At 65.4% G+C, this 12,602-nt stretch carries 11 protein-coding genes and 3 tRNA genes; 7 read left to right on the plus strand and 7 right to left on the minus strand.

The window, feature by feature from the left end; genetic code table 11:
- Together tuf and C507_RS0113100 are read right to left on the minus strand one after the other, a co-directional pair.
- Positions 1–1,052: elongation factor Tu (gene tuf, locus C507_RS0113095; protein WP_018700161.1), on the minus strand; the 1,052-nt coding region annotated here is incomplete at its 3' end.
- A 125-nt stretch (positions 1,053–1,177) separates the two neighbouring features.
- Positions 1,178–1,251: transfer RNA gene (locus C507_RS0113100), tRNA-Gly, on the minus strand.
- A 126-nt stretch (positions 1,252–1,377) separates the two neighbouring features.
- Here C507_RS0113100 and C507_RS0113105 point away from each other — a divergent pair.
- On the plus strand, positions 1,378–1,725 hold the full coding sequence (locus tag C507_RS0113105; RefSeq protein ID WP_018700162.1) for a VOC family protein: 348 nt from the start codon (positions 1,378–1,380) through the stop codon (positions 1,723–1,725).
- A gap of 176 nt (positions 1,726–1,901) precedes the next feature.
- Here the strand turns inward: C507_RS0113105 and C507_RS0113110 are convergent, their stop codons facing one another.
- Both C507_RS0113110 and C507_RS0113115 read right to left on the minus strand, forming a co-directional pair.
- Complete coding sequence (locus C507_RS0113110) at positions 1,902–2,144, minus strand: GIY-YIG nuclease family protein (RefSeq protein WP_018700163.1); 243 nt, start codon at positions 2,142–2,144, stop codon at positions 1,902–1,904.
- 300 nt (positions 2,145–2,444) lie between these two features.
- Positions 2,445–2,529, minus strand: a tRNA-Tyr gene (locus C507_RS0113115).
- Between the two features lie 245 nt (positions 2,530–2,774).
- Between C507_RS0113115 and C507_RS0113120 the strand changes: the two genes are divergently transcribed.
- The 6 genes from C507_RS0113120 (at position 2,775) to C507_RS0113145 (ending at position 7,778) form a co-directional block, all read left to right on the plus strand.
- Positions 2,775–3,536 carry a TrmH family RNA methyltransferase gene (locus tag C507_RS0113120; protein WP_018700164.1) on the plus strand — a complete coding sequence of 254 codons (762 nt, stop codon included), beginning with the start codon at positions 2,775–2,777 and terminating at the stop codon, positions 3,534–3,536.
- Between the two features lie 185 nt (positions 3,537–3,721).
- Positions 3,722–3,797: transfer RNA gene (locus C507_RS0113125), tRNA-Thr, on the plus strand.
- Positions 3,798–4,203: 406 nt separating this feature from the next.
- Positions 4,204–5,049, plus strand: a complete 846-nt coding sequence (locus C507_RS0113130) for a class I fructose-bisphosphate aldolase (protein ID WP_018700165.1) — start codon at positions 4,204–4,206, stop codon at positions 5,047–5,049.
- A gap of 1 nt (position 5,050) precedes the next feature.
- The gene (locus tag C507_RS0113135) at positions 5,051–5,632 is read left to right on the plus strand and encodes a D-lyxose/D-mannose family sugar isomerase (protein ID WP_018700166.1); all 582 of its coding nucleotides are present in this window, start codon (positions 5,051–5,053) and stop codon (positions 5,630–5,632) included.
- On the plus strand, positions 5,629–6,303 hold the full coding sequence (locus tag C507_RS21305) for an HAD family hydrolase (RefSeq protein WP_018700167.1): 675 nt from the start codon (positions 5,629–5,631) through the stop codon (positions 6,301–6,303). Before C507_RS0113135 ends, C507_RS21305 begins: the two co-directional genes overlap by 4 nt.
- A 101-nt stretch (positions 6,304–6,404) precedes the next feature.
- On the plus strand, positions 6,405–7,778 hold the full coding sequence (locus C507_RS0113145) for a flavin monoamine oxidase family protein (RefSeq protein ID WP_026319065.1): 1,374 nt from the start codon (positions 6,405–6,407) through the stop codon (positions 7,776–7,778).
- Here C507_RS0113145 and C507_RS0113150 read toward each other — a convergent pair.
- The 3 genes from C507_RS0113150 to C507_RS21310 all read right to left on the minus strand — a co-directional run bounded on the left by C507_RS0113150 (position 7,764) and on the right by C507_RS21310 (position 12,586).
- A complete protein-coding gene (locus tag C507_RS0113150; protein WP_018700169.1) occupies positions 7,764–8,951 on the minus strand; it encodes an MFS transporter in 1,188 nt (395 codons plus the stop codon). The genes C507_RS0113145 and C507_RS0113150 overlap by 15 nt on opposite strands.
- Before the next feature lie 275 nt (positions 8,952–9,226).
- Positions 9,227–9,928, minus strand: coding sequence for a ZIP family metal transporter (locus C507_RS0113155; RefSeq protein ID WP_018700170.1), 702 nt, complete (start codon positions 9,926–9,928; stop codon positions 9,227–9,229).
- Positions 9,929–10,054: 126 nt separating this feature from the next.
- Positions 10,055–12,586 carry an EAL domain-containing protein gene (locus tag C507_RS21310; protein ID WP_018700171.1) on the minus strand — a complete coding sequence of 844 codons (2,532 nt, stop codon included), beginning with the start codon at positions 12,584–12,586 and terminating at the stop codon, positions 10,055–10,057.
- Between the last annotated feature and the right edge of the window lie 16 nt (positions 12,587–12,602).

The following is a 12,602-nucleotide window of genomic DNA, read 5'->3' on the forward strand; positions in this document are numbered from 1 at the left end:
TCGGTGCCGTCCGGAAGCGTCACCACGCCCGTCACGTCCGTCGTGCGGAAGTAGAACTGCGGCCGGTAGTTCGTGAAGAACGGCGTGTGGCGGCCACCCTCTTCCTTCGTCAGGATGTAAGCCTCAGCCTTGAACTTGCGGTGCGGCGTCACCGAGCCCGGCTTGCACAGCACCTGGCCGCGCTCGACGTTCTCGCGGTCGATGCCGCGCAGAAGCGCGCCGATGTTGTCGCCAGCCTGGCCCTGGTCCAGCAGCTTGCGGAACATCTCCACGCCGGTCACCGTCGTCTTCTTGGTGTCCGTGATGCCGACGATCTCGACTTCCTCGCCCACCTTCACGATGCCACGCTCGACGCGACCGGTCACAACCGTGCCGCGGCCGGAGATCGAGAACACGTCCTCGATCGGCATCAGGAACGCGCCGTCGACCGGACGCTCAGGCGTCGGGATGTAGGCGTCGACTTCCTTCATCAGCTCCAGGATCGCGTCGTGGCCGAGCTTGGCATCGCCATTCTCAAGCGCCACCAGCGCCGACCCCTTCACGATCGGAATGTCGTCGCCGGGGAAGTCGTAGGACGACAGCAGCTCGCGAACCTCGAGCTCGACAAGCTCCAGCAGCTCCTCGTCGTCGACCATGTCGCACTTGTTCAGGAAGACCACGATCGCCGGAACGCCAACCTGGCGCGCAAGCAGGATGTGCTCGCGGGTCTGCGGCATCGGGCCGTCGGCCGCCGAACACACCAGGATCGCGCCGTCCATCTGCGCCGCGCCCGTGATCATGTTCTTCACGTAGTCGGCGTGGCCGGGGCAGTCGACGTGCGCGTAGTGACGGTTCTCCGTCTCGTACTCCACGTGCGCCGTCGAGATCGTGATGCCGCGCGCCTTCTCTTCCGGCGCAGCGTCGATCTGGTCGTACGCCTTGAACGTCGCGCCGCCGGCTTCCGCCAGAACCTTCGTGATCGCCGCCGTCAGCGACGTCTTGCCGTGGTCAACGTGGCCAATCGTGCCAATGTTCACGTGCGGCTTGTTGCGCGAAAACTTTTCCTTCGCCATCGGCGATGCCCCTGCTTCTTCTCTGAACTCGGGAATGAAACTGTCGCGAAACGCGTGCCCTGTAGCGGCCGTCTCGTCAAGATCGGCGCGGCCTCGCCAGAATTCGAGAGGCGCCGCGTGGGGAGTGGAGCGGGTGAAGGGAATCGAACCCTCGTCGTCAGCTTGGAAGGCTGCTGCTCTACCATTGAGCTACACCCGCCCGTTCCGTGCGGCTCAGATAGCGAATCTCGGCGCGCACTACAATCCGCGAGATCGCCTTTCCCGGCCGGCTTGCGGAATTGCAGGGACCGGACTAGAACATATAAGGAACAAACGGGAGGCCGCCATGCGCGAGACCGGTAAGCTCGACTATCTGGAACTGCCCGCCGGCCACGGCACCATCGACCTGGTCAAGTCCTTCTACGCTGGCGCGTTTGGCTGGAGTTTCACCGATTATGGCCCGTCCTACTCGGCCTTCGACGAAGGCCTGGACGGCGGCTTCGACGGGAACCCGGACAGCGAACCGCCGAAGCCGCTGCCGGTGCTCTATTCCGACGATCTGGAGGCGACGCAGGCAGCCGTCGAGGCGGCCGGTGGCCGCATCGTGCGGGAGATCTTTGCGTTCCCCGGTGGCCGGCGCTTCCACTTCACCGATCCCGCCGGCAACGTGCTGGCCGTGTGGAGCGAGCGCTGAAGAAGGGGCAGAACAAGTGGGGACCGGTTTTACGTCCCCGAATGGTGTAACCGAGAGCAGAAACCGGCGAAGGGGCAACCGGTTCGCCATCCGGCTTTGCGGTTAAAGGACCGAACTCGCGCGCATGCACCGTTCAGATGGCGTGCCCGAAGGGATCTGACGGGCATGACAGCACTCTACCAGAGCCGCTTGTTCGCGAACGCCTGACCGGAACCTGTCTTCAGATATCTCTCGAAGGCCTGCGCCTTATCTTTTTCGGAGAAGGCTTGGTAGGCGACCAATGTCCAAGGCTTGTATTTCGCCGTGTGCGGCGATCCACCATCGTTGTGGACGCCGATCCTGCGCTTGAGATCGCCGGTGTAACCGACATAGCGCTGCCGGGGGTCGCGTTCGCTTCTGAGAAGATAGACGTAGAACATCCGCTCCTCCGATGGCTCTGTGGCGCCATGGGTTCGTTCAAGCCCGACAACACGAATGGCCAGTGTCGCGTAAGGATCCTTTAGCGGCATCATACGCCAACAATGCCGGCGCTATTGCGTAAAGAAACGCCTTGGCCAAGCCCGTTCGAGCAAACAGGAAGCGAAGTAGCAACCGCAAGGAGAGAGGAAGGAAGCTGGTAGATCCGGTCCCCCTACGCTCGCAAGCGAGCTTCGGGCGACACCCTTCGCGCCAAGGCGCTACGCCTGGCAGAGCCACCCATAGCGCCTTGGCGCGAAGGGTGGTGGAGGGGGTTGGATTCGAACCAACGTAGGCTAAGCCAGCGGATTTACAGTCCGCCCCCTTTAACCACTCGGGCACCCCTCCACGGGAAACGCCACCTGCCGGAACCGGCCGGGCGTCGATGACGGTGCGATGACCGTCGAGGGCGGTGTTATGGCGATGCCGTCCGCCCCTGTCAACGGCCGCAAGTCACTCTCCCCAACCATCCCCAGCCGGGGCCGCCGGCCGTCGCCGCTTGCGACCTGCCGGCAGAGCCGATAACGGAAGGTCCGCCCTGCGGGGCGCGCGGCAAAAAGCCGCCCATTCACCCCCGAACCGGTCGAGCCCGCATGAGCAAGAAGCCGAACCGCGCCTACCCGCCCCGCTCCGGGTCCCGCGAGCCGACGGGCCCGGTCTGGCTCTACGGCTTTCACACGGTGGCGGCCGCGCTGGCCAACCCGGCGCGCGTCCGGCGCAGGCTGCTCGTTACCCGCAACGCGCTCTCCCGTCTGGAAGAACAGGTCGGCGCACCGGTCTCCGACGCGGAGATTCTCGATCCCCGTGCCCTTTCGCGGATCGTCGGCCAGGACGCCGTGCACCAGGGCGTGGCGCTTGAAACCGATCCGCTGCCGCCGGGCGACCTGAAGGATCTCGGCGAGGCGAGGCTGGTCGTGCTTCTCGACCAGATCACCGATCCGCACAATGTCGGCGCCATCCTGCGCTCCGCCACAGCGCTGGGCGCCGACGCGGTGATCACCACCACCCGTCACAGCCCGGTGGAAAGCGGCGTCATGGCAAAGGCCGCGTCCGGCGCACTGGACATGCTGAAGGTGCTGACGGTGGTCAACCTGGCGCGCACGCTGGAAAGCCTCGGCGAAGACGGCTTCCTGCGGCTGGCGCTGGATTCCGATGGCGACGCGCCCATCGAGGAAGCACCGCGGGCCACCAAGCTTGCCCTCGTCCTGGGCGCCGAGGGCAAGGGCGTGCGGCCCGGCGTGAAGGCGGCCTGCGACCACACTGTCCGCCTCGACGTGCCCGGGCCGATCAAGTCGCTCAACGTCTCCAACGCCTGCGTGCTGGCGCTATACGCCGGAAGCCGGCTTCTCGACTGACGGTTTCGCGGAGCCTCACGGCGGCCAGACAGCGCCCCCCTCATCGCGGCTTGTGCAGAAACGCGACGGCAGCATCGGCACCCCCGTTTCTGCATCGTGCATTCCCGGCTTGCCTGTGCTAGGAGCCTTGCCGGTTGACCGGTTGCGACCGGTCGATCCGCGCTGGCTCCGAAGCCAGCCGTGCTGCCGGTTTAGCTCAGCTGGTAGAGCAGCGGTTTTGTAAACCGAAGGTCGGGGGTTCGAGTCCCTCAACCGGCACCACAGCCTCCACAGCACCCTCCCGACATTGCTGATGTCATTGACATCGCCGTCGACCCGAACCTCCGGTTGCCCACTGGCTGGCCCGATCGCGTCCTGACAGCGACCGCGTGACCGGCGCAGGGAACCGCGCCCCGAGGGCGCTTGTCTCGTCCATTTGACCTGCGCGGCAGATCGACGGTCGTGCAGCCGCCCGGCCGCGCGACGAGGCCAGCCACCCTCTTGGATCGGCCTGCCGGACCGGAAGTCGGGAGGCAGAAGAACATCACCGCCCCACACGCCTACACTGTCGAACTCGCTTACAGGAACAATTACACTTATGTAACTTCACAAAGTAGATGAAGATTATCATTATGGATTCGACGCTTTTCAAATATTCGCGGAATTTTTTGGAAAATCGGAGAACAAAATGGAAAAATTTCGTCTACAGAGGCTCTTCAATCCGGCCTCACAGAGAAGCCTGATCGTCGCGATTGACCACGCGCTGTTCAACAACACGGCCTTTCTTCCGGGCATTGAGGACATGCCGAAAATTGTCGGGACGGTCGCCGATGCAGGAGCGGATGGTGTCCTGCTGTCCGTCGGGGAGGCCCCGCACCTTCAACGCCTGCCAGGCCGGTCCAAGCCCGGATTGATGCTGCGGGTCGATCCCGCCAATTTCTACAACAACGAGTTGCCCGCCTCGCACCTGCATTGCCGCGTTTTCGACAATGCGGTGGAGATCGCTCTGCGCCTGGATGCCGCCTGCATCCTGCTCAACCTCCTCGACATCGACGGCCATCCCGAAATGCTGAACCAGTGCGTCGAGAACGTTCTTCGTGTGAAGAACGACTGCGACCGCTTCGGCATGCCGCTGGGCATCGAGCCCCTGTCCTTCAAGAAGACAAATGCCGGCTATGTCGGCGATGACTCCCCTGAACGCGTGACCACCCTGGCCCGCATGGCGGCCGAGCTGGGTGCCGACATCATAAAGACCGATTCCACCGAACCCGAGGAAGACTTCCATCTCGTGGTCGAAGCGGCCTCGGGCGTTCCCGTCACCGTCCGGGGCGGCAGCAAGGCGTCGGACCTGGAGGTCCTGGAGCATACCGAACGCCTGGTGGCTCAGGGCGTGGCCGGACTGATCTACGGCCGCAACGTGATCCAGCACGACAATCCGGCGGCCATGACGCGGTCGCTGCAGGCAATCCTGCATGACGGCGTGTCCGCGAAACAGGCTCTGAAGCAGCTGAAAGCGGACAAGGGAGCAAATTGACATGAAGCAGAGCGAGGTCAATTTGCTGTGCCGCGAGGCGGCCGCATGCTTCCAGCGGATGAACTGGGCGCTGCCGCCCGATCCACAATGGGCCGCGACCGATTTCGGTCTCGGCGACTACCAGTCCGCCGGGCTGGTCGAAGTGTTGCTCGCGAACGAGCCGGAGTATTGCGAGAAGATCATGTACGCCCGGCCGGACATGGTCACGCCCACCCATACGCACGGAAAGAAGAAGGAAGACATCGTCTGCCGATCCGGCCGTCTGCGGATGACCCTCTGGGCCGAAAACCCGTTGAAGCAGTCCGCCGCCGGGTCGGTTCGCGTTCAGATCAACGGGCAGGAGCGCACCATCGCGTGCGGCGAGGCATTCGTTCTGAACCCCGGCGAGCGCATTACCCTCGTGCCCGGGATCTGGCACGAGTTCGCCCCCTCCGCTCCCGATACGCTCATCGGCGAGGTCAGCACATGGTGCGACGAGGAGACGGACAATTTCTTCGCCGATCCCGAGGTGGACATCTTTCACGACATCGAACCGGACGAAGCTCCGGAATTCGGCGGGTTCACCGCGGAGACGCAATCATGAAGCAGCAGCCCGAAGCACTCATCTTCGACATGGACGGACTGCTTCTGGATACCGAGGGGGTCTACAAGCGATCGTGGGCGGCGGCCGCCTCGGAGCTGGGATTCGATCTGACCGACGAGATCTTCATGACCCTGATCGGCATCACCATTGCCGACTGCGAGAAACGTCTGGTTCAGACGTTCGGGGACCAATTCCCGCTGGATCGGTTTCGCGACGATGCCCGAACCCGATACGAGGCCATTGTCGAAGCCGAGGGCATTCCGCTCAAGCCCGGGGTGCACGCGGCTCTCGACTGGGCGGCGCGGAGAAATGTACCCTGCGGCATCGGCACCTCGACCAGGACGGATGAAGCCCGCGATCGCCTGAAGCGCCACGCCATGCTCGACCGGTTCGCCGTCGTGGTGGGCGGCGATCAGATCAGCCGCGGCAAGCCCGATCCCGAGACCTTTCTCAGGGTCGCGGAGGTCCTGGCGCATCCGCCGGCGGCCTGTCTTGTCTTCGAGGATGCCCACAGCGGCGTCCTGGCCGCCCGCGCTGCCGGCATGTCCGTGGCCCTCATTCCCGATCTGCTGCCGGCAACTCCGGAGATCGCCGCGCAGGCATCGGGGGTCTTCCCCTCCCTTCAGGATGCGGTGGATTGGCTGTCGACCCTTCCGGAGGCAGGTCGATGAGGCCGGGCCTTCTGGGCAGCATCGCCCGGCGGGTCGGCGCGGCCCCCAGTGGGCCCAGCCGGCGCCAGTTCCTGAAAGGGGCGCTGGCGAGCAGCGGATTGATGGTCGCGGGCCCGCTTGCCAGGGCCGCCGGTGCCGCGCCGCATGTCATCGTCATCGGCGCGGGATTCGCCGGACTGAGTTGCGCCTTTCAGCTTCTCCAGGCCGGCGCCCGGGTTACCGTGCTTGAAGCCCGCAACCGCGTCGGCGGCCGTGTCCTGTCGCTGGACGGTTTCATCGAGGGACGCGTGGTCGAAGGCGGCGCGGAGCTGATCGGGTCCAATCACCCGAACTGGATGGCCTACAGCGAGCTTTTCGGGCTGGAATTCCGGGACGTCACCGAGCTTGAGGAAGAGGCTGCACCCATCCTCCTGAACGGAAGGCGCTATGAAGGCGCGGATCTCGTGTCGCTGTGGGATCGCCTTCAGCAGACCTTGGACCGCATGAACGCCGACGCCCGGACGGTGACCCTCGACGCGCCCTGGAAAACGCCGAACGCCGCCCGCTTGGACAGCACCAGCGTGGCGAGCGCCTTCGCGTCATGGCCGGTGGACGACGCCGCACGGCATGCCGCGCTGACCCTTCTGGCCAACGACAACGCGTCGTGGCCGGAGCGGGACAGCTATCTGGGAGCGATTTCAGCCATTGCCGGCGGTGGCCATGAACGGTTCTGGCTGGATTCGGAGGTTTACCGCTGTATCGGTGGAAACCAGACACTGGCCTTCAAACTCGCCGAGGCGATCGGCCAGGACCGCGTTCATCTGGGGGCACCCGTCGCCCGTATTCGCCTCACCGGTTCCGGCGCTGCCGTGGATCGGGCTGACGGGCAGACGGTCGAGGGAGATGCGGTGGTCCTGACCGTTCCGCCGAGCGCCTGGGAGACGTTCGAGACGGATCCGGTTCTGCCCGCAGGTGTCCAGCCGACCACCGGTCCGGCCGTCAAATATCTCTCCCGCGTCTCCCGACCGTTCTGGCGGCAGAGCGGTGTCCAGCCCAACTCGTTGACCGACACTCCTGTCGGCGAGACCTGGGAAGGGACCGACGGACAGGGCGGGACGGTCGAGCAGCCCGCCTGTCTGAGCGTCTTCTCCGGCGGACAGGCGGCACAGGATTGCCTCGATTTCGAACCGGCGTCCCGCGACGAAGAAATGAAGGCCTATCTGGAAGCGATCTACCCCGGCTATTCCGCCCACGTGGAGCGAACCATGTTCATGGGCTGGCCGAACGAGAAGTGGACGCAGTGCGGCTACAGCTGCCCAGCCGTGGGAGAGGTTACGTCCATCTATCCCAACCTCGAAGCGGGCTTCGAAAACCGTCTGTTCTTCGCCGGCGAGTACACCAGCCTCCTGTTCACCGGCTACATGGAGGGGGCCCTGCACAGCGGCGCCAGGCTGGCCCGGAAGCTGGCCGGGAGATTCAACTTACCCACCAGATGAGGTCGAAGGACGCGCCCCTCGGCGAAACAGCAGCCAGACCATCGGCAGCATGAGGAAGGGGGCGATTGCCGACGTCGCCAGCCCCCAGTGCAGGTCGTGGGCATCACCCACGGCGCCGATGACCCACGGCATGAGGATCCCACCGGCGTTGCCGAACGCCGCCAGCACGGCGAACATGCTGGCGCCGCCATCCGGGTAACGATCCGCCGCCACGGCGAGCATGGTGGGCCAGAGACTGCTGCCGGTGAACCCGGCCGCAACACATGCCGCGAGGGCCCAGTAGGGATTGCCCAGGAACGCTCCCAGGAGAAACAACAGGACCGAAAGCGCGCCGCCGACGATCAGGACGGCATAGGCGTTTGCCCGGCCTTCCAGCATGCCGACGACCATGCGCCCCAGCGCCATGGCAATCGAAAAAAGCAGCAGCCCGACGCCTGCCAAGGTCGGAGAGAACCCCAGCGCCGTCTCTGCATAAGCCGGCAACCACTGCGCCATGCCAAGCTCGGTCGCTCCCCCCAGGAAGATCACGGCCAGCGCCACCAGGAACCAGGGCGTCGCAAACAGGGCTGTCATCGGCGTACGGCCCCTGTCGGTGACCATGCGCGGAAAGCGCATCGGCAGGAACGCCAGGACCAGTCCGAGCGGCAGGATCACGACCACCGCGCACACCATGCGCCAGCCGATACCGAAGGCTAGCGCCGTCGTGCCTATTAAGATCGTCACCACGGCGCCGACGGGATAAAACGAGTGCAGCCAGTTCATGGCTGCGATGCGCCGCTCCGGATTCAGGGCCGCCACCACCGGGCTCAGGATCATGTCGAGCATTCCCGCGCCGAGCCCGACCACGAATACCATGATCAACAGCACCGAAAACGTCGGCGACGACGCCATCCCAACCAGTCCCACGACGGTCAGGACGTTGGCGAGCAGGACGAACGGCTTGGCCCCGAACCGATCGGCCAGCGTCCCGGTCATCAGGATTCCCGCCACCAAACCGGCAAATGCCGCCGCGCCCAACCGTCCCAGCTCCTCCTGGCCCAGCGCGTCACCGCCACCGAAACTGGCATCGATGCTCGTGAGAAAGACCGGGAGAAGATTGATCCCGATCGCCAGGCACATCATGGCCGCGTAGCAGAGCCCCGTCAGAAGCCCCGGCTGCACGTCCCGGCTCATCGAGCCACCGCATCGAACGGGAGGCGAGCCCATGGGGTCCGATTGGCCTCGGAGAGCCCGGCTGCAGCGCCAGGTTCCTTCTCGACGCGGCAAGGGATGCACCCGGCCACCGCCGCCATCAGGGCCAGCCCGTCGGTCGATTCATTGACGAATCTCGCTGAACGGATCGCATCCGGTTTCCCATAGCCCATTTCGGAGCGTGGCCAATCACCGCTCGCCCATCTTGAACCTCTCAGGACGGGAGCCATCTGCCCGCCTCGGTCCGGACCGCCCCCTCAACCGACGGCTTCCTGAAGCACGAGAAGCACCAGGAAGCCCAGAAAGAACAGCGCTGTGATCCAGGGCGTGTCCTCGACCTGTTCGTGCGCCTCGACCAGCAACTCCTCGGTGACGAGATAGAGCAATGCCACGAGCCCGAAGGCGAAGAGCCCCGTCTTCACGGGCTCGGAGGCGTATTCCACGGGCGCGGCCATCAGCACGCCGAGCGGCAGGAGCAGGACGACCCCAGCCGTCATGACCACCACCCGCGCGGCGGAGCGCACGCGCGCGGCCAGACCGATCGCGGTGCTGACGCTCAGGAACAGGACTTCAAGGGTGAGCGCGGCGGCGAGAAGTATCCCGGCGGTCGAACCGGCTGCAAACGCGATCCCGAGCACCAGCCCGTCGATCAGAAGATCGATCCCCACGGTCGCCAGGAGGCCGACCGGCCCTTCGGCAAGGTCCTCCAGCCTGGCCAGCGCAAGCATGGCGACGATGCCGGCCAGTCCGCCGATCAGCGTCGGCACGATGCCGCCCTGCTCCAGAATGTCGGGGAGAATCTCACCGGCTGCGGCGGCGAACACGACACCGGCGGCGAAATGCTGAACGGCGCTCGTGAGCTTCGGCCCCGGCGGCCGGACCACGGCGATGAGCGCACCGATGAAGCCGGCTGCGAGCGGGATCAGCGCGAACCCAAGCGCGGACAGTGTTGTCGTCACGGATTGCCCTCCCCCCAGCCGGGTTCAGGCTAGCCCGGATGAACGGCCGGGAAAACCGCCGGATCCCGCACCCGGCCGCGGCCTGATGCCCGAGCCCTTGCCGCTTGCACCGCGGCGTCCGAGCCCTCATGAGGCGATGGAGGCAACCTCACCGACCCGGTCGGTGCAGAACGCCGAGACGGGGACGGGCTTCTCGAAATAGAAGCCCTGGTAGCAGTCACAGCCGCACCGCTTCAGCTCGGCCAGTTGCTCGACGGTCTCCACCCCCTCCGCACACACCTGGATGCCGAGCCGGTGACCGAGCTCGATGATCATGTCCACCACCAGATGCTCGCGTTCTCTGTCGGGCAAACACAGCCGCTGCGTGAAGGAGCGATCGATCTTCAGTTCGTCGAAGGCGAGATTGGCCAGGTAGGACAGCGAGGAATAGCCAGTGCCGAAATCGTCGATGGACAGGCGGATGCCGCGATCCTGCAGCGCCTGAACCCGCCCCCTGGCATCGTCCAGGTCCTCCATGATCAGGCTTTCGGTGATCTCCAGCTTGACCAGAGACGGGTCGATCCCCGCCGCATCCACCGTCCGCACCACCCGCTCGACGAAATCGTCGCCGAAGAACTGGCGCGGGCTGACATTCACCGCGATCGGAATGGTGGAGAGGAACGGATCCTGCTGCCAGGTCCGCAAGGTCTCGCAGACGGATTGCAGCACCCAGTCTCCAAGCGCGACGATCTGGCCGGTTTCCTCCGCCATCGGGATGAAGGTCGCGGGCGAGATCATCCCCATGCGCGGATGCAGCCACCTCAGCAGTGCCTCTGCGCCCACCAGGGTTCCCTCGGCGTCGACCTGGCGCTGGAGATAGACGGCCAATTCGTTGCGCTCGACGGCGCCGGCCAGCTCCTGTTCGAGGAGATAACGCGCCTCCATGGTGCGCCCCATCTCGGCATCGAAGAACCGGATCGTGTTGCCCCCGGCGTCCTTGGCCCGGTACATGGCGATGTCGGCGCGTTTCAGGATCTCGCCCTCGTCGAGCCCGTCGCCGGGACGGTAGAGGCAGACGCCGATGCTGGCGCTGCGGGCCAGCCGCGACCCGTGGACGGTAGAGGCGGCGCGGGCGGCCGCTGTCAGAAGCCGGCTGGCCAGGACCTGCAGGGCCGCGATCGCGCCGGGTTCGCTGCCCTCGGTCTGCGCAATGGCGACCACGAATTCGTCGCCGCCGATGCGCGCCACGAGATCCTGCTCCCGGACTGCCATTTTCAGGTTCAGGGCCACCGCCTTCAGCAACTCGTCGCCGGCGGTATGGCCGCGCAGGTCGTTCACCACCTTAAACCGGTCCAGGTCGAGGAACAGCACCGCCCCGCGCTCCCCCTTCAACAGGCGGTCCCGGAGCTTCGCGGTGAAGGTGGTCCGGTTGGGGAGACCCGTCAGGCTGTCGGTATAGGCCAGCCTCCGGATCGTTTCCTCCGCCCGCATCTCGGAGGACACATCCATGATGAAGCCGTCCCAGTGGATCGTTCCATCCTCCTCGAAACGCGGCATCGCGTTGCCGAACAGCCAGAGCAGTCGGCCGTCGCGCAGTCGCACCCGATAGCGCTGTTGCCAGGCCTCACCGGTTTCCGCGGAGCGGTTGATGGAATCCTGCACGGCCGGCAGATCGTCGGGATGGATGGCCTCGAACGCGGGAGATGCATCGTCCAGCAGATCCTCCGGATCGTAGCCGTAGATGTCCCGCATCGCTGCGCTGGCGAAGGGGAACGCATAGCTTCCGTCGGGACGCCTTGTGAACCGGTAGATCATCCCCGGCAGGCGCGACGCGATGGACCGCAATTGCTTGTCCAGTTCACGGACCTTCTGCTGGGATTGCGCGGCCTCGCGGGCGGCCTGCTCGACACGCTGGCTGAGCTCGATCGAGACCATCGCCACGGTGAGGACGCCGATCGCGGCGAGCGTCACGGTGATGCCGAGGGCGCCGCCGGAGAGGATCGGGGTCACGACGTCCACGTCGTGGAATTCCGGCAGGTACACGGCTGCGGCCATGCCGAGATAGTGCATCGAGGAGATGGTCAGGCCCATCAGCACGGCGCTGATGGCCGCCACGTGCCACGGACGCAGGGCCGACTGCCTGAGATGGGCATGGGCGGCAAGCGCCAGCGTCGCCGCCACCATCGCGACGAGGATGGATCCTGCGAACACGATAGGCCGGTAGAGCATTGTCATCGGCGCGACCATCGCCGCCATGCCGATATAATGCATCGCGCAGATGCCGACGCCCATGACGACCCCGCCGAGCACGATCAACCACCTGGACAGGGTTTCTCGATCCAGGATCAGCAGCGTCACATAGGCAGTCACCATCGCTGGCACTGCCGAAATAATCGTTCCGTCCAGCCGGTAGGCGACGGGCACCGGCAGCTCGAAGGCCAGCATCCCGATGAAATGCATGGTCCAGACGCCGACGCCCAGCGCCACCGCCCCGACGATGCGCCACAGATGGCCGACCGTGGCGCGGCCCGAGGTCCGGGAAAACTCGATCTGGCTGAAGCCCACATACGCGGCAAGGATCGCGATACCCACCGACAGCGCGACGAGCCACGGCGCGTAGGTGCCGGTCAGCTCCCCCGCAGGCGTCCAGTCGAAAGATGTGAAATTAAGTGGGTGCATTCTGCCTCGGACCGAC

It is taken from the genome of Amorphus coralli DSM 19760 (genome assembly GCF_000374525.1).
GTDB classification, from domain to species: domain Bacteria; phylum Pseudomonadota; class Alphaproteobacteria; order Rhizobiales; family Amorphaceae; genus Amorphus; species Amorphus coralli.